The organism is Vreelandella sp. H-I2 (genome assembly GCF_052959335.1).
Map to the genome: position 1 here is coordinate 810,395 of NZ_JBRAMC010000001.1, position 16,224 is coordinate 826,618.

The 16,224-nt window shown below is 56.3% G+C and carries 14 protein-coding genes; 8 read left to right on the plus strand and 6 right to left on the minus strand.

The window, feature by feature from the left end; translation table 11 throughout:
- Window positions 1-69: 69 nt before the first annotated feature.
- The 6 genes from ACUVOF_RS03860 to ACUVOF_RS03885 are packed head-to-tail and all read left to right on the plus strand — an operon-like array spanning window position 70 to window position 5,450.
- The gene (locus tag ACUVOF_RS03860) at window positions 70-483 is read left to right on the plus strand and encodes a nuclear transport factor 2 family protein (RefSeq protein WP_447043105.1); all 414 of its coding nucleotides are present in this window, start codon (window positions 70-72) and stop codon (window positions 481-483) included.
- Between the two features lie 50 nt (window positions 484-533).
- Window positions 534-1,427, plus strand: a complete 894-nt coding sequence (locus ACUVOF_RS03865; protein WP_447043106.1) for an isocitrate lyase/PEP mutase family protein — start codon at window positions 534-536, stop codon at window positions 1,425-1,427.
- A 57-nt stretch (window positions 1,428-1,484) separates the two neighbouring features.
- Window positions 1,485-2,150, plus strand: coding sequence for an isochorismatase family protein (locus ACUVOF_RS03870; protein WP_447043107.1), 666 nt, complete (start codon window positions 1,485-1,487; stop codon window positions 2,148-2,150).
- Window positions 2,151-2,165: 15 nt separating this feature from the next.
- Window positions 2,166-3,119, plus strand: coding sequence for a polysaccharide deacetylase family protein (locus tag ACUVOF_RS03875; protein ID WP_447043108.1), 954 nt, complete (start codon window positions 2,166-2,168; stop codon window positions 3,117-3,119).
- A gap of 4 nt (window positions 3,120-3,123) precedes the next feature.
- The gene (locus ACUVOF_RS03880; protein WP_447043109.1) at window positions 3,124-4,056 is read left to right on the plus strand and encodes a polysaccharide deacetylase family protein; all 933 of its coding nucleotides are present in this window, start codon (window positions 3,124-3,126) and stop codon (window positions 4,054-4,056) included.
- Window positions 4,056-5,450, plus strand: a complete 1,395-nt coding sequence (locus ACUVOF_RS03885; RefSeq protein ID WP_447043110.1) for an FAD-dependent oxidoreductase — start codon at window positions 4,056-4,058, stop codon at window positions 5,448-5,450. Before ACUVOF_RS03880 ends, ACUVOF_RS03885 begins: the two co-directional genes overlap by 1 nt.
- Window positions 5,451-5,647: 197 nt before the next feature.
- Here the strand turns inward: ACUVOF_RS03885 and ACUVOF_RS03890 are convergent, their stop codons facing one another.
- The 5 genes from ACUVOF_RS03890 to ACUVOF_RS03910 all read right to left on the minus strand — a co-directional run bounded on the left by ACUVOF_RS03890 (window position 5,648) and on the right by ACUVOF_RS03910 (window position 11,401).
- Window positions 5,648-7,177: a sensor domain-containing diguanylate cyclase gene (locus ACUVOF_RS03890; RefSeq protein ID WP_447043111.1), complete on the minus strand. Its 1,530-nt coding sequence runs from the start codon at window positions 7,175-7,177 to the stop codon at window positions 5,648-5,650.
- 255 nt (window positions 7,178-7,432) lie between these two features.
- Window positions 7,433-9,448 (minus strand): RecQ family ATP-dependent DNA helicase, encoded by a 2,016-nt coding sequence (locus tag ACUVOF_RS03895; RefSeq protein ID WP_447043112.1) that lies wholly within the window; start codon window positions 9,446-9,448, stop codon window positions 7,433-7,435.
- A 28-nt stretch (window positions 9,449-9,476) separates the two neighbouring features.
- Window positions 9,477-9,695 carry a DUF1653 domain-containing protein gene (locus tag ACUVOF_RS03900; RefSeq protein ID WP_447043113.1) on the minus strand — a complete coding sequence of 73 codons (219 nt, stop codon included), beginning with the start codon at window positions 9,693-9,695 and terminating at the stop codon, window positions 9,477-9,479.
- Window positions 9,696-9,706: 11 nt separating this feature from the next.
- The gene (gene tcdA, locus ACUVOF_RS03905; protein WP_447043114.1) at window positions 9,707-10,618 is read right to left on the minus strand and encodes a tRNA cyclic N6-threonylcarbamoyladenosine(37) synthase TcdA; all 912 of its coding nucleotides are present in this window, start codon (window positions 10,616-10,618) and stop codon (window positions 9,707-9,709) included.
- Between the two features lie 9 nt (window positions 10,619-10,627).
- Entirely contained in the window at window positions 10,628-11,401 is a 774-nt protein-coding gene (locus tag ACUVOF_RS03910; protein ID WP_447043115.1) for a pseudouridine synthase, read from the minus strand.
- A 183-nt stretch (window positions 11,402-11,584) separates the two neighbouring features.
- On the opposite strand from ACUVOF_RS03910, the gene sodC reads away from it, so the two are divergent.
- Both sodC and ACUVOF_RS03920 read left to right on the plus strand, forming a co-directional pair.
- Window positions 11,585-12,121, plus strand: coding sequence for a superoxide dismutase [Cu-Zn] SodC (gene sodC, locus ACUVOF_RS03915; RefSeq protein WP_447043233.1), 537 nt, complete (start codon window positions 11,585-11,587; stop codon window positions 12,119-12,121).
- Window positions 12,122-12,304: 183 nt separating this feature from the next.
- Window positions 12,305-13,774 (plus strand): carbon starvation CstA family protein, encoded by a 1,470-nt coding sequence (locus ACUVOF_RS03920; protein ID WP_447043116.1) that lies wholly within the window; start codon window positions 12,305-12,307, stop codon window positions 13,772-13,774.
- A gap of 227 nt (window positions 13,775-14,001) precedes the next feature.
- Here ACUVOF_RS03920 and ACUVOF_RS03925 read toward each other — a convergent pair whose 3' ends face one another.
- Window positions 14,002-16,173, minus strand: a complete 2,172-nt coding sequence (locus ACUVOF_RS03925) for an esterase-like activity of phytase family protein (RefSeq protein ID WP_447043117.1) — start codon at window positions 16,171-16,173, stop codon at window positions 14,002-14,004.
- Window positions 16,174-16,224: the final 51 nt, after the last annotated feature.

Consider the following 16,224-nt stretch of genomic DNA (forward strand, 5'->3'; position numbering starts at 1 on the left):
AGAATCAGCGCCCCTAAGTATCGCTCACTACAATGCCGCCAGTGAGCCACTGGCATAAGAGAATCGACGATGTCTGATGCAGAAAACCGCAACGTAGAGCAGGTACGCGCTTTTTTAAGCGCCATGGAAGCCCGCGATCTAGCCAGTGCCGAGCGCTGTCTTGCGGCCAATGTGGTGATGCAGTTCCCCGGTGCACTCCCCATGCAGCATCTCAGCGAGGTCGTTGAATGGGCCCAAACCCGCTATCGCCGAGTAAGCAAAACCCTTTATGCGATAGATCTCTGCCACCACCCAAGTCATGACACTTCCCCCACCTTCGACGTGGTGGTCTGCCATGGCGAACTGGCGGTGGGATGGTTGGATGGCAGCGCAACCACCGGCGTGCGCTTTATTGACCGTTTTGAATTAACCGATGGCCTGATTACCCGCCAGGACGTTTGGAATGACCTGGCGCTTGCCGCTAGAGCAAACAGCTACTGCTAACGCTTAACGCTTAACGTACCTTTCGCTTACCTTACAATGACGAGATAGTTATGACACGCCAACAGCACGCTACACACCAACCCGCCCAGCTTAAACAGCAGTTGCACGACAGCCCCATCGTGGTAGCTCCAGGCGTATTTGACGCACTCGGCGCGTCCCTTGCCGAGCAGGCGGGCTTTGATACGGTCTACCTTTCCGGTGCCAGCCTTGCCTACACCCAACTCGGGCGGCCAGACATTGGCCTTCTCAGCATTACCGAAATTTGCACCGCGATGTCGCATATTCGCGAACGCACCAACCTTTCCGTGGTGGTGGATTGCGACACCGGCTTTGGCAATGCCATGAACGTGATGCGCAGCGTACGTCTGCTGGAGCGTTCAGGCGCCAACGCCATTCAATTGGAAGACCAAACCTACCCCAAGCGCTGCGGCCACCTGCGCGGTAAAACATTGGTTTCCAAAAGCGAAATGGTCGGCAAATTGCATGCTGCCCTGGATGCTCGTGAAAGCGATAGCACGCTGATTATTGGCCGTACCGATGCACTCGGCGTGGAGGGCACCGACAACGCCATCGAGCGTGCCCAAGCCTATTATGAAGCGGGCGTGGATATGCTGTTTATCGAAGGTATCCGTAGCGACGAAGATATCAGCAAGATCATGACTCAGTTCAAAGGTAAGGTGCCGATCATGGCCAATATGGTCGAGGGGGGAGACACACCCCTGCAGAGCGCTCAGGCGCTAGAAGCGCTGGGCTTCTCGCTGGTGATTTTCCCTGGCGCCTTGGTGCGGGCGATTACCCACATGGCCAGTCGCTTCTTTGCCACGCTGAAACAGGACGGCACCACCGACGCCTTCCGTGACCAGATGCTCGACTTCAAACAGCTCAATGAATACCTAGGCACCCAGGCGATGCTGGAGCTTGGCGAGCAGTACGACAATCGCTAACGCTCGCTTCTCGACTCTTGCCAATCATTTATAAATAAGCAAATTCAGGAGACAACCATGCAGACCACTGATAAAACGGCAAAAGAGATTTTTAACGACGTCATGGCCAACCCTCAGCGTGTGCCCTTTGGCTTTGGCAACAAAGCGGTGCTGGTGAACGTCGACCCGCAAAAGGCCTACACCCGTACCGATCTCTTTAAAACCGCCTACGAAACCGACCCCAAGCAGTTGGCGTACACCAACCAGCTGGCCCGCGGCTTTCGGGAGAAAGGCTGGCCGGTGGTCTGGACCCATGTCGCTTTTTTGGACTCCGCCGAAGACGCCGGGGTTTGGGGTACCCGAACCGATACGCCTGACTCGCTGCAAAATATCAAGTATGGCTCTGAGCGCGCCGAGTTCGACGAGCGCTGCGAGATCGACCGTAGCCGCGATGTGATCTACACCAAGCGTATGCCTTCGGCTTTTTTTGAAACGCCGCTCCAGTCGCTGCTGGTGTGGCATCAAGTCGACACGGTGATCATTACCGGTGGCTCTACTTCGGGCTGTATTCGCGCTACCGCCGTGGAAAGCCTGTCACGTGGCTACCGTACTATCGTCCCGATGGAGTGCGTCTCCGATAAACACGAAAGCTACCACTACGCCAACCTGACCGACCTGCACCTCAAATACGCCGATGTCATGCCCGTTGCTGACGTGCTGGCGTGGCTTGAAGGCGATGTATAAGGCGAGGAGCCAGCGATGAAAGAGTCTCTCGGCGTTTACGACTACTGGGCCTACGACCAGCGCCCCAAGATCACCTGGCCCGGTGGGGCAAAGGTGGCCTTCTGGGTCGCACCCAATATCGAGTATTACGAACTCGACCCGCCGCAGAACCCGAGCCGCAAGCCGTGGCCGCACCCGCACCCGTCGGTGCCCGGCTACAGCATTCGCGATTACGGCAATCGGGTGGGCCACCAACGCCAAATGGCTCTGTTGGATAAGTACGGCATTCGTGGCTCGATATCACTCTCCGTGGCGCTCTGCGAGCACCACCCGGAAATTATCCAGATGTGCAAAGAGCGTGACTGGGAGTTCTTCAGCCACGGCATTTACAACACCCGCTACACCTACGGTTTGAATGAAGCCCAGGAGCGGGCGATGATCCGCGACAGTATGGAAACCATTCATCGCCATACTGGCCAGGCCTGTGCGGGTTATCTGGCGCCTGCGCTATCACACTCGGAGCGCACCCTGGATCTATTTGCCGAAGTAGGTGAAGAGCTATTCGGCGAGCGGGGCGGGCTTTATACCTGCGACCTGTTCCATGACGACCAACCGACGCCTATTAGCGTCCGCTCAGGAAAGCGGTTTATCTCCATGCCCTACTCACTGGAGATGAATGACACCATCGTCTACGCGGTGAATAAAGTAGAGCCGCGCCAGTACGCCACCATGCTCAAGCGCCACTTTGACCGCCTGTATTTAGAGGGCGCGGAGTCCGGCACCGTGATGTGCATTCCCACTCACAACTACCAGGTGAGCTGCCCGCACCGCATCAAGGCGTTTGAAGAGGCATTGGAGTACATCACTGGGCACCCGGATGTATGGGTCGCCACCGGGCGCGAGATCGCCGACTACTACATGACCCACTATTACGATGCCGCTCTCGACAGCATGGCGGCCCAGTCCGCCACTGCAGGCAAACAGGGGTAACGCTATGGCGCTTAATGATGACTATCTCGACTACCCTTTACGCCGCCAAGGCTATGACCATGAACGCTATGCGTGGTCGATGCTGAGTGAACGTACACCGGTCACCTGGCCCGAGGGTAAAACCCTGGCGGTGTGGATCAATATTTCGCTGCAGTTCTACCCGCTCAACCAGCGCGGCGAGCCCTTCAAGGTGCCCAACGGCATGACCATGCCCTACCCGGATCTGCGCCACTTCTCGCTGCGGGATTACGGTAACCGGGTGGGTATTTATCGCGTACTCAAAGCGCTGGCGGCGTACAACATCACGCCTACATTTGCGATCAACGCCCAACTGGCGGAGCAGACGCCCTATTTGGTGCAGCGCTTGAAAGAGCACGGCGGTGAATTTATCGCCCATGGCTGGAACATGGATCACCTGCACTACGGCGGCCAGCCGATCGAAGAAGAGGCCGAGCTGGTCAAACGCTCAGTGGACACGCTGCGGCGAGTGACCGGCCAACCCGTGCGCGGCTGGCTAAGCCCCGCCAAGCATCAGAGCTTTAACACCCCCGACCTGTTGGCGGAAAACGGCATTGCGTACTGCGCCGACTGGGTGAACGACGACATGCCTTATGCTTGTGAAACCAAGACAGGCAGTTTGACTATGCTGCCGCTGGCCACTGAGATCGAAGACCAGTTCGTCATGAGTCAAAACCTACACTCGGAAGATGCCTGGGTGATGCAGGTAACAGACGCCTTTGATTTTCTGCTCGAAGAGTCCCGGGAACAGGGCGGGCGGCTGTTTGCGTTAAATCTGCACCCCTGGCTGGTGGGTCAGCCCCACCGCATTGCCTGCTTGGAAGAAGTGCTAGCGCATATCAGTGGTCACTCTGAGGTGTGGCAGGCCCCAGCGGGTGAGATTTTGGATGCCTTCCACCAAGCTGCGGAGCAGGCGTAATGGCGATCATTTCCTACACACACGACAGTTTTGATGCTCACCTGCCGCTGCTGATCATCGGTGCGGGGGCCTGCGGGCTGGTAGCGGCCCTGGCCGCCCAGGAAGCGGGCGTTGAGCTTGCCGTTTTAGAGCGCGACGCCCTGCCTCGTGGCAGCACGGCGATGTCGTCGGGCTTTATTCCCGCGGCCAATACGCGCTTTCAGCATGCGTTGGGCGTCACCGACTCTGCCGAAGCCATGGCGGAGGATATTCAGAAGAAAAACGGCTTTGAGGCAGACCCGGCCATTGTCGAGCTGCTGGCCAGCCAATCCGGCCAAACCATCGAGTGGCTGGCGGACCAGCACGGCGTGCCTTTTGAGCTCGTCGAGGGCTTTCTCTACCCCGGCCACCGCTATCTGCGTATGCACGCCACGCCACGGCGCACCGGAGAAGAGCTGATGGGCGCGCTGCTCAATGCTGCCGAAGCGGCGGGCATTGATATTCTTACCCAGGCATGGGTAGTGGATTTGCACGTTGACGACACGCAGCGAGTGCGCGGCGTCACGCTCGAGCGCCCGGACGGCAGCCGCGAAAGCATTGGCTGCGACGCGCTGATTCTGGCCTGCAACGGTTATGGCGGCAACCCCGAGCTGGTAGAGCGTTACCTGCCAACGTTGAAACACGCACTCTATTACGGCCACGAGGGGAACCAGGGTGATGCCTTGCTGTGGGGCCAGGAAATGGGCGCGAGCACCAAGGATTTGGGGGCCTGCCAGGGCCATGGCTCGCTGGCGACGCCCCACCAAACGCTGATCAGTTGGGCACTGATGATGCAAGGGGGCATCCAGGCCAATATCAAGGGCGAGCGCTTTTCCAACGAGCACGGCGGCTACTCCGAGCAGGCGGCCAAGGTGCTGGCGCAGCCCGAGCAAGTGGCCTGGAATCTTTATGACGCCCGCATTCACGAGTCTGCTCAGGCATTTGAGGATTACCGCAACGCCCAGGAGAGTGGCGCGGTACGCAGCTTTACAAGCCTTGAAGAGATGGCGGTTGGCTTAAGCCTGCCGCTAACGGCGCTGCAGGCGATGCTAACGGAGATGAAAAAGCATGCCGAAGAGCAAACGGCGGATACGTTTGGCCGCCGCTTTGAGCCCACCAACCTGCTGAAGCCGCCCTACTATGCCATTCGCGTCACCGGTGCGCTGTTTCACACCCAGGGTGGTCTAGAGGTTAATTGCAAGGCTCGCGTGCTCAGCACCCAGGGCCAAGCGATGCCCAACCTATTTGCCGCAGGCGGCGCTGCACGCGGCGTTTCCGGCTCCAACGACAGTGGCTACCTTTCCGGCAACGGGTTGCTGAGTGCCGTAGTGCTGGGGGCGGTGGCAGGAAGAAGCGCCGCTGAGTTACTGCGTTAATTTTTTAAATTCAGAAGCTAAGCTCGGCGGTGCTGGCCTAGCCTCCAGGCCTTAGCAGCTCTGACCTAACACCCAAGCATTGCCCCCGCTGGCTGACACACATATGAACAGAGAGACTGAGGCCTCTCTCTAAAATGGTAAGCTATTAACTTCACTATGCACCTATTAACTTTATGTCTTTACAATTTTCATTAGTTTTACTGGCCATATATCGCAATACCGCAGCGACCACTATGTTTAACGAAATACATGGTTTGGTCGGCAGCGTTCATAAGCTCTCGGCTATCGGCAAAGCCGCCGTCGTGCAGACAAGCAATACCAATAGAAACGGTGATATGGATGGGCTGATTTTCCACATAGGCAATAGGTTGTTCAGCCAGTTTCTGTAAGATTTGTTTTACTAACTGCTGAGCAGAATGGGCGTCTTCATTAGGCATTATGATCATGAATTCTTCCCCCCCGAAACGTCCGGCGAGGTCACTATCCCGAACAAGCTCTCTGATGAGTTTTCCAAAGTTTTCCAGTATCACGTCGCCCACCAAGTGTCCATATTGATCATTGACCGTTTTAAAATGGTCTAAATCAATAAACGCTACCGAGAGATTTCGTCCCTCTTCACGGCAATGGGTAAAGTGTTCACTCAATTGTTCTTCCAACCACCCACGGTTAGCCAGCCCTGTTAATGGATCAATACGACTGCAGACTTCTAACTCGTCTTGACGCTTAAGCAGGTTTGCTAGTTCTGATTGTTGTTGCTCTAAGCGCGCATTCAACGCCAATGTTTGTTGAAACAAAAGGTGTTGCGCTTCAGCCATGAGAGCGTCGCTATCAAGGTTTTTTGGGGCTGTGATTTCGAGTACGTCTGCTAATGAGGGAAGCTGTGTTTCAATCGTCGATAGCAGCTCGGCAAGCACGATATGCTGAGCTTCTGCGTGATTTTTTAGCTTGCGCATTAAGCTGACCAATGAATGCGCGGGGGAAGGGGCAAGCCAAGCATCGGCGATAAGCCCTGAAATGCGCACACAGAATAAGTCTATTGGGGCGAAAGTAAAATCAGAATGACTGGTACTAATCGCTTCGGCAAGATGGGTGGGGACGCCCCATTTTGCTGCTAACCAAGCACCTACTGTTGCGTGATCGCAGCCAAACTGCAGTTGCTCTGAATGGATAAGCTCGGAGTGATGCGTTGGTAGCGGCTCATATATAGCTTCGACATCTTCTGGATAAAGCGCTTTTAGAGCCAATACACCAATGTCTTGCAGCAGTGCTGCAGTGAATACAAACCCCGCTTGCCCAGGACATAATTGCTCTGCCAGATAACGCGCCGCAATAGCAGCAATTAAAGAACGGCTCCATACCCGCTGCAGGTAGGCGGCTTGGTCTTTCAGCTTGAATAAATTAAAACTTAGCGTGGTGGCTAAGGTGGTGTCTAGGCCAACACGTGCCACAGCTTCGCGGCAAGTATGGATGGTCGGTGCGCGCCGAGCGTAATAAGCGCTGTTAGCCAGCGCCAATAAGCGCATGGTTAAGATAGGATCTGTTTGAATGGCTTCCGCATAGGCCTTTACGTTTGCATTTGGAGAACGGGCTACATCAAGTACTTTAATGGCGGCGGACGGCAGTGTGGGTAGATTGAAGCAGTCATTAAGCCCTTCGCGTATAAAGTCGGGCAAGTTTGCGCTCAAGCTGAGCTGTTGGCTGTTGTCAGTTGGTTGAATAGCTAGCATTTCGATTCCCTTCACGAGGTATGGCTCCGAGCGTTAGCACCCTGGCGCCCCACCCTTTGGTTATTCTCTGGCTAGGAAGGTACGGCAAGTCTTACACTTAGTCTAAGCCTAAAACACTTTTTTATGGACTAGATTTTTTAATCTTGCGGGCTCTTTGCCACGCCGTCCTCGATTGTGACGGGAGGAAAGCTGATGATACCCCCTACGGCGCTACTCGACTAATCGGGGTGTTGTCACATAGCCAGGGCCATGACCTTACTCTCCAAGCATTGCCTCCGCCCACTGGCGCACCTCTGGGTAGGCGCGCTGCTCAAAGACGGCGAAGCCGTGCAGACTTCGCGCTTTGAGCGGAGTAAAGATCGGCATGGTTAAACCGCATAGAAAGTGCGCGAGTCGCTGGGCATTGGGCGGTTGGCCAAGCTGTTTGATATGGCGCTCCATCAGCGGCGTGGCGTAGCGCTGAAATTCGGCCGCCGTCAGCGGTGGCTCAGGGGACGCTTCCGGCAATCGCACGGGGTGGCCGTAACACACCGAACAGTGCCCACAGCGGCCCGGCTCGGTATCGGGAAGCGCATCAAACATGCTATTACCAAAAGAGCCATCACCAAAGTGCTCAGCCAGCCGTCGCGTCAGGCAAGTTTCTGATTCAAACAGCGCTAGCATAGACTGCAGCCGATCAATCTCAATGCGCTCCCGCATCAAGCAATCGTCGTATAACTGGCTCGCTAGCGTTTCAACGGCAAAGTCCGGCTGGCGAATCTCATACACGTCGGTCATCCGCTTGCCTTCCAGGGTTAACCAGCCTTTGTTCTGAAAGTACTCAAGCGCCGTGATGGCCCGAGCGCGGGAGGCATCAATCTGTTGTGTCTGCCCTGCCTTGTTCAAGCGCTCAAAATCCACCGTACCCCAGGTGCGAGCGATAGGGATATTATCGACAATAAGATGAACAAAGGCCGCCCGCTCGCCTTCAAAACGATTTACCAACTCACTCGGCTTAATGTGGTAGCGCAGCCGGTACTCGGCTAGAAATGCAAAGCGCGGTGCGATAATGCCATGCATCTCCAACCGCACTAGCAGCGTCTTTAGCGGCAGCGGGCGAATATTGGTATCTCGGGAAAGCGTATTAAGCAGCACCTCCCACTGATGGTCCGGCGTTTTACCTGCCGCTGCGATCTCTTCTAGCAAGTGAACGATACCGCCGAACTCGGGGGTATCGCCGTAAACGAAATTTTCCAGTACGCGCAAACCATCTTGTCCGGCCATGGTCAGGCAGGTAGAAGGCTGACCATCGCGTCCCGCCCGGCCAATCTCCTGGCTGTAGTTCTCGATGGATTTAGGCAGATCATAATGCACCACATTGCGAATATCGCCCTTATCGATGCCCATGCCAAAGGCAATAGTTGCCACAATGCAGGGTGACTCTCCGCCCATAAACTGGCGCTGAATCTCATCCCGCCGCTGTGCATCCAACCCTGCGTGGTAGGCCTGGGCGTTGATTACCTGAGCGGCGAGCGTGCGAGCTACCTGCTCTGCCGTCTGTTGCAGGGTGACGTAAATAATCGTCGGCGCTTCGCTACCCGGCTGCATCTGCGGCTTCAGCCAGTTAATCAGCTGCTGCTGGCGATCCTTCATGGCAGGCGCCACCAGCAGTTCTAAATTGGAGCGGTAAAAGCCGGTGGTGATGACGTTCTCCGGCGCAATGGCAAACTTTTCACCCATATCGGCGATCACCGCGGGGGTCGCCGTAGCGGTAAGCAGTAGCACCTGAGGGATGGCAAACTCGCGCTGGTAGTCGGGTAGTTTGAGGTAGTCAGGGCGAAAGTTATGCCCCCATTCAGACAAACAGTGGGCTTCATCCACCACTAAAAGCGATATCTGAACCTGACGTAGAAAGTGGCGAAAACGCTCGTTTTTGAGCCTCTCCACCGACACCATGAGGATTTTTAGCTCGCCACTTTTGGCGCGCTCCATCACATCCCGGATGGTGTCGCGATCCTGAGTGGAATCAATGCTGGCCGCGGCTACGCCGTGGCGGGTCAGAAACGCGAGTTGATCCTGCATCAACGCCAGCAGCGGTGACACCACCAGGGTTAAGTGCGGCAAATGCAGCGCCGGGAGCTGATAGCACAAGGATTTTCCCGCGCCGGTGGCAAAAATCGCCGCCGTGGAGTGCCCCTCCAACACCCGAGACACCACCGCCTGCTGGCCACCGCGAAAGTCATCAAAACCGAATACTGCTTTCAGCGTTTGCTGGGGTGATGAGGGGGACATGAGCAATCCTTGTTAACGAAACTCAGGCTTAAAACGCTTTCTCCAGCGCAAAGCGCGGCTGGGTGTGGCCCTCTCTCGTCACTGTTTCAGTGAACATCGCTAGCGGCCGTACCCAGAGGCCGTACTCACCATAAAGGGCGCGATAGACCACTACATGCTCTTCGCTTTCGCTGTGTTGGGCAGTGCCGAGCACTTCGTAGAGATTACCTTTGTAATGGCGATAAATACCGGGAATAGGGGCGGTCATTGGCTCTCCTCTTAAGTGCCGTTTTTGGCGGTTGGCTGGTTAGCTTTTTTAGCAAGGCGTTCAAGCACTTTTGAGGCAGCCACAAAGCCAAAGGTGCCGGTCAAAAAGGTAGCCGCACCAAAGCCCGAAGCACAGTCCAGGCGAGTAGCATCACCGGTACCGGGCTTTTGCAGGCATACCTCTCCATCCCCGCTTGGGTAAACCAACTGCTCGTCGGAGTAGACGCATTCCACCGAGAAGCGCCGTTTGGGGTTGCGGGAAAAACCGTAATCACGACGCAGCCGCGAGCGCACTTTGGAGAGCAGCGGGTCGTGCTCCGTACGGGTTAAATCCGCCACTTGAATGCGCGTCGGGTCGGTTTGTCCGCCCGCCGCGCCGGTGACGGTAATCGGTATTTTGTGCCGCTTACACCAGGCAATCAGCGCGGCTTTGGCGATCACGCTGTCAATGGCATCCACCACATGGTCGGCGTCCTCGGGGATACGCTCGGCCAGGTTGGTTGGCGTGACGAAGGCGGTATCCGCAACAATCTCAATTTCGGGGGCGATCAGACGGCAGCGCTCGGCGAGCACCTCCACCTTGGGCTGGCCAATAGTGCCATCCAGCGCATGGAGCTGACGATTGATGTTGGAAACACACACATCGTCCAGATCGATCAGCGTGAGTTTGCCAAGGCCCGAGCGAGCCAGCGCCTCTACCGTCCAACTACCCACGCCGCCTACCCCGACTACGACTACATGGGCATGGCGAAACGCCGTGGCAGCGCGCTGGCCGTACAGGCGGCGAATACCGCCAAAGCGAAAATCATAGTCGCTAGAAACATAGTCGCTAGAAACATAGTCGCTAGAAACATAGTCGCTAGAAACACGGTCGTTAGAAACTGAGGCGGTAGCAAGCGAGGTTGAGGGCTCGTTCAATGACATAAAACAGACTCACAATGCTTGGAGGGCTGAAGGCGTGGTATGGGGTGGCGTGCGCACGCTATCCAGCGGTAAGTGCCCCGCCCAACCAAGATGATTAAACAGCGCGATCATGGTGTCGTCCAAGGCGCAGCTTAATTGTACACGCTTGTCCAGCACAGGATGATCAAAGGCCAAATGGGTCGCTGCCAACAGTAAGCGTGGCGCCCCCATCTGCTCGGCAAAAAAGCGGTTGTGAACACTTTTACCGTGCTTGGCATCGCCAATAATTGGGTAACCGCGCCGCGACAGATGACGGCGAATCTGGTGGCGCCGCCCGGTAAGCGGCCGCGCTTCCACCAACGAATAGCGCGCCACCGGATAGCGGTCCACCTGTACAGGCAGCTCTACGCTATCCAGGCGGCGAACATCAGTCATCGCGGGCATGGCAGGCATTTCAGCCTTGGGGCGCGTGCCGTCTTCTTCCCGAAGAGGGTAATCCAACCGCTCGCTTTCCGGCGCTTTACCGCGCACCACCGCCAAGTAGCGTTTCTCTACCTGTCTCTCACTGAACACCTCGCTAAGCAGGCCAGCGACTGTTGAGGAAAGCGCGAATACAATCACTCCCGACGTAGGCCTATCCAGCCGATGAACGGGATAGACCCGCTTACCTAACTGATCTCGCAGCCGCTGGAGCAAAAATTCGGTTTCGCCACGCGCCAATGCCGAGCGATGCACCAGAAGCCCTGATGGCTTATGCACCGCAACGAGATGCTCATCCTGATAGAGGATGTTGAGTGGCGTCATAACACTCCCTGGTAAAAGCTGGCGACAAAAAAACGTCGTTCATTATAAAAACAGCCCGCTATTGTCGCGGCTGGGCAGTGAGATGTCATCCACTGGGTAAGTTGGCAGAGTGGCGCAGTGGCAACTACCTTAAATGAGCAACGCTGCTACGGCGTTTCCATGGATCAGGAAGGAGAGATCGATATGCGCTATACAATCCCCGTTACTGCGATGGCTGCCTCGCTGCTGTTCGCCGCTTCATCGGCGCACGCCAATGACACGCTTGATGTAGAGATGCATAAAGTTAGCGCCGAGGGAGTTGAAGAATCCATTGGTACCGTTTCACTTGAGCAGACGGATCATGGTTTGCTGCTGACACCCTCGCTCAGTGACATGAATCCCGGCGTTTACGGTTTTCACGTACACCAAAATGCCAGCTGTGAACCTGCAGAAGACGACAACGGTGAAATGACCGCTGCGCTGTCTGCGGGCGGCCACTACGACCCTGAAGATACCGGCACCCACCAAGGCCCATATGGGGATGGCCATCTAGGGGATCTTCCCGTGCTAACCGTCAATGAAGATGGCGAAGCTAACCTACCTGTTTTGGCACCGCGCCTGAGCATGGACGATATGCCGGGTCGTGCGCTAATGATTCATGAAGGCGGCGATACCTACGAAGATGAACCACACCTTGGCGGTGGTGGCCCTCGTATGGCTTGCGGCGTAGTGGAGTCGTAAATCAGCCGCCGTTGTTAGCAGCCAGCACGGGCAGCCATTGGGCTGCCCGTGCTGGCTGTGACCAACTAAAGTCTAACTGTGATTTCATAGCGCTTATCTGTACATTCGCCCTGGCTAAAGAAGCACCTGCTTGCTAATTAATGGCATGTACGCCCATCCCCTTTACTGCTCTAGGTACCTTAGATGATCACCTTTATCGTATCGATCCTGCTGTTAATAGCGGGCTACTTTACCTATGGGAAGTTTGTTGAGCGCGTGTTTGTGACTGACCGCAAACGACGCACACCCGCATTCACCATGCGCGACGACATCGACTATGTGCCGATGAATACAACGCGCAACTCACTTATTCAATTATTAAATATTGCCGGTGTGGGACCTATCTTCGGGCCCATTTTAGGCGCGCTTTACGGTCCAGTGGCATTTATCTGGATCGTGATTGGCTGCATTTTTGCCGGTGCCGTGCACGATTACCTGACTGGCATGATCTCGATCCGCAACCACGGTGCTCACTTGCCACAACTGGCCGGTAAGTTTCTGGGTAAAGCGATGAAGCACGTCGTCAATGGCTTCGCGATTCTGCTGCTTCTGCTGGTCGGTACGGTCTTTGTTACCTCTCCCGCGGCGCTGTTGGCCAATATGACCTCGCTGTCATTAACGCTGATCATCGTCGCTATCTTTATTTATTACTTGATTGCCACCCTGCTGCCGATTGATAAGGTCATTGGCCGTATCTACCCCTATTTTGGCGCCCTGCTGCTGTTCAGCGCGGCGGGTATCGGTATCGGCTTGATCACCACGGGCGCTCCAATTCCCGAGCTCTCGTTCCAGAACATGCACCCTGACGCCGCACCGATTTTCCCGCTGCTGTTTTTAACCATCTCCTGCGGCGCGCTTTCCGGTTTTCACGCCACCCAAACGCCGATTATTTCGCGCACCACTCAAAACGAAACCAATGGTCGCAAAATTTTCTACGGCATGATGATCACCGAAGGCATTATTGCGATGATCTGGGCGGCCGCCGCCATGAGCCTGTTCTATGGCGACCAGTCGCTTTCCGATGTGCTGGCGGCCGGTGGCCCTGCTGCGGTGGTAAGCGAAGTTTCTACCACCATGCTCGGCGCTATAGGCGGCACCCTGGCGGTACTCGGTGTTATTGTGCTGCCGATCACCTCTGGCGATACCGCTTTCCGCAGCGCGCGGATGATCATCGCCGATTACATTAAGATCGATCAAAAGCCGATTATGAAGCGCGTCATGGTCGCTCTACCGCTATTTGTGGTGTCTTACGCGTTAACGCACATGGACTTCACACTGCTGTGGCGCTACTTCTCCTGGGCGAACCAAACCACCGCCGTGATCGCGCTGTGGGTAGGCACCATGTACCTGGTGCTGTCGCGTAAGCCTCACTGGATTACCTCGATCCCAGCCACCTTTATGACCATGGCCACGTTTACCTACTTAGCCTACGCGCCGATCGGTTTTGGTCTACCGCTACAGCTAAGCTATGTGGTAGCCGCGCTAGGTACGCTTCTTTGCATTGCGCTGTTTATGAAGCGTGTCCGTCGCCTAAGCCGGGCAACTTTTGCCGTTGATGAGCCGGCGGTACCAAGCCAGTTTGTGGACAGCGGTGAGGCGATTGCCGCTAAATAGTTAGGCGCTCCATAACGTTACCGCCACACTCTCTTCACAGGACGCTCTTCACAAGACACTCTCCACACAAGAGCCACGCCACAAAAAAGGGCACACATCAGCCACATAACCGTGTTTGATGCGTGCCCTCGCTTTTTCTCCTATCTCTTTTATCCTACCTTTATTCTCCTAATTCTCGTATGTATTGCTTCCATACTGCTGCGGTATAGAGTGATACAGGCAGGGAACTACTCCAGTGGTATCGACCAGAAGTAGGTCTCGCCGGAACTATCGTCCACGCCATCGTTGTCGCTGACCAGCCAGGCGTTGCCATTATTGTTGATCGCCATTCCTTCAATCTTGTCCACCACAAAGCCGTTGTAGCTGGCCAGGTCGGGGATCAGGTCGCGCACTAGCTGTTTCTCGACCACCGGCAGCTCACCGCCCAGCGGGGTGGGTTGCAGGCCGTCGAGGGCAACGCGAGTCACTTGCTTAACCTTAGCCTCGGCGCCGATCTGGTTGTCGCGCTCGATCAGATACAGCCAATCGCCATGGGCAGTGATTTCGGAGAGACCGATCCAACCCTTTTCTACGCTATCCAGCGGGTAATGAACAGCGCCCCACTCACCGCTGTCGATATCAAAACGCAGCAGCTTGACCATGCCTTCGGGGTCATCCTTCCAAGGGCGTTGCACCGTCAGCCACAGTTGATCATCAATGCGCGTGACGCCTTCTAATCCCCACTTCAATGCCTGTTGAGCGAGCGCCTCGGGCAGTGCAATTCCTTGGATAATCTCGCCGTCGGAACCCACATGATAAAGGGTGTTGGCAAGGCCTTTGTCGTTACCTTCGGAAGCGACCCAGAAGCCACCTTCACCATCGGTAGTAATGCCTTCCATATCCAGCCCTAGCGCAGGCTCACCGTTGCGGGTCACGTCCAGTGCTGCCGTAATCCGCGCCGGGGAGGCTGAGGGGTCGATGGTAAAGATGCGCGGCTGGGCGCTGTAGAAGCTGTCGTTGACCGCGTAGAGCATGTCATCAGCGGCGACCAAACCGGAAAGTGCGCCCCAGCCGATCAGTTCATCAGCGCCCGCCGAGGTCAGGGTGGGATAGACCGCTGGCGCATCCTGGTATTGATAAATCATGACATGGGCGCGGGGGCCGCCGTCTTCGCCCAGATCCCCTTCATTGGCGGTGGCTAACAGGGCACGGCTGGGAATCGCCACGGCGCCTTCGGGAGACAGGCCCGAGGGCAGTAGCTGGGTGAGCTGCGGTTCGGCCAGGTTGCTAACGTCATAAACGCCCACCAGCGAGCCGCGCTCGGAAAGCAGGAAGACATAGGGCGTACCTTCGAACACCGCAAACTCCATCCCCTCCGGCTCGCTGCCTTTGGCATCCGAACGCTTATCGGGGTAGTGACCCGCTTCAATCACCGCGCGCTCGAATGAAGTACCTGACTCGTATACCACCTCGCCACGCTTGTTGAAGATCGTCCAGCCGCGCGCACCGCCATCCATATCGCCTTCGTTGGCAATGGCAAAATGATCGTTGTCGATCCACTGCAGCGCATCCGGCTCGCGCAGACGCTCGGCTTGCTGCTCGTTGAAGATCAGTGCACCGTCATCGCTGGCGTCAATGCCGTCCAGGTCGACAGTCCCGGCGCTGAAATCCGCCACCACCTTTCCGGCGTAGTCGAGCACCACCAGGTGGTTGTTCTCCTGCACGGTCACGACGGTCTCACCCAGGGTGTTGATATCGACAAACTCCGGCTCGGGATCCTCGGGGGCGATCTCGGCGAGCCCGGTTACGTCGGCGTAGAGCAGGCTGTCACAGTTAACCAGCCCTTCCGCATTGATCTTCACCAGTGCCACGGAACCGCCGGGCATCTGCGGTACACGTCCATCGCCCGCCTCTTCGTCGCGTTCGTTCTCAATGGCGACAGCGACAAAGCGCCCACCGGGGGCCGCAGCGGAAGCTACACTATCGGGCTGTCCGTCCAGCGGGCAGGAGGCGAGTATCTCGCCACTGGCTAAATCGACCGTGCGCAGTTCCCCGGAAGGTTCGCTGTAGGAAACCGATGTATTCACTCCGACATAGGCCATATTGCCGAGCACCGATACGGCCGTAGGCTCGCCGTCCATAACGATATTACCCAGCGGTTGCGGATTAGCCGGGTCGCTGATATCGATGCGCCCAATCACGCCCAGCGGGCTATCGGTATACACCAGCGTCATGCCATCACCGGAGGCAGCAATGATTTCAGGCGCGGTCTCGCGTGTACGATCCTCGCCCTCGGCCATGTTATCGGGAACCGCGAAACTGGCGATGCGGTTGAAATGTTTATCTGCCGCGCCTGCCGCTTGCGTGGCGGCCAGCACAGCAGCCAGCGCCAACAGGGTTGGTCTGCGTTTGAGTATCATGATGGAGTTAATCCCTTGCGTAAGCTTAAGAAACGACTAATTAAGTTATTA

Excerpts from the sequence above, each read along its gene's own strand:
- ACUVOF_RS03920 (WP_447043116.1), top strand. The coding sequence starts at position 12,305 with ATGATCACCTTTATCGTATCGATCCTGCTGTTAATAGCGGGCTACTTT.
- ACUVOF_RS03860 (WP_447043105.1), top strand. The coding sequence starts at position 70 with ATGTCTGATGCAGAAAACCGCAACGTAGAGCAGGTACGCGCTTTTTTA.
- ACUVOF_RS03870 (WP_447043107.1), top strand. The coding sequence starts at position 1,485 with ATGCAGACCACTGATAAAACGGCAAAAGAGATTTTTAACGACGTCATG.
- sodC (WP_447043233.1), top strand. The coding sequence starts at position 11,585 with ATGCGCTATACAATCCCCGTTACTGCGATGGCTGCCTCGCTGCTGTTC.
- ACUVOF_RS03865 (WP_447043106.1), top strand. The coding sequence starts at position 534 with ATGACACGCCAACAGCACGCTACACACCAACCCGCCCAGCTTAAACAG.
- ACUVOF_RS03875 (WP_447043108.1), top strand. The coding sequence starts at position 2,166 with ATGAAAGAGTCTCTCGGCGTTTACGACTACTGGGCCTACGACCAGCGC.
- ACUVOF_RS03885 (WP_447043110.1), top strand. The coding sequence starts at position 4,056 with ATGGCGATCATTTCCTACACACACGACAGTTTTGATGCTCACCTGCCG.
- ACUVOF_RS03880 (WP_447043109.1), top strand. The coding sequence starts at position 3,124 with ATGGCGCTTAATGATGACTATCTCGACTACCCTTTACGCCGCCAAGGC.
- ACUVOF_RS03910 (WP_447043115.1), bottom strand. The coding sequence starts at position 11,401 with ATGACGCCACTCAACATCCTCTATCAGGATGAGCATCTCGTTGCGGTG.
- ACUVOF_RS03890 (WP_447043111.1), bottom strand. The coding sequence starts at position 7,177 with ATGCTAGCTATTCAACCAACTGACAACAGCCAACAGCTCAGCTTGAGC.
- ACUVOF_RS03895 (WP_447043112.1), bottom strand. The coding sequence starts at position 9,448 with ATGTCCCCCTCATCACCCCAGCAAACGCTGAAAGCAGTATTCGGTTTT.
- tcdA (WP_447043114.1), bottom strand. The coding sequence starts at position 10,618 with ATGTCATTGAACGAGCCCTCAACCTCGCTTGCTACCGCCTCAGTTTCT.
- ACUVOF_RS03900 (WP_447043113.1), bottom strand. The coding sequence starts at position 9,695 with ATGACCGCCCCTATTCCCGGTATTTATCGCCATTACAAAGGTAATCTC.
- ACUVOF_RS03925 (WP_447043117.1), bottom strand. The coding sequence starts at position 16,173 with ATGATACTCAAACGCAGACCAACCCTGTTGGCGCTGGCTGCTGTGCTG.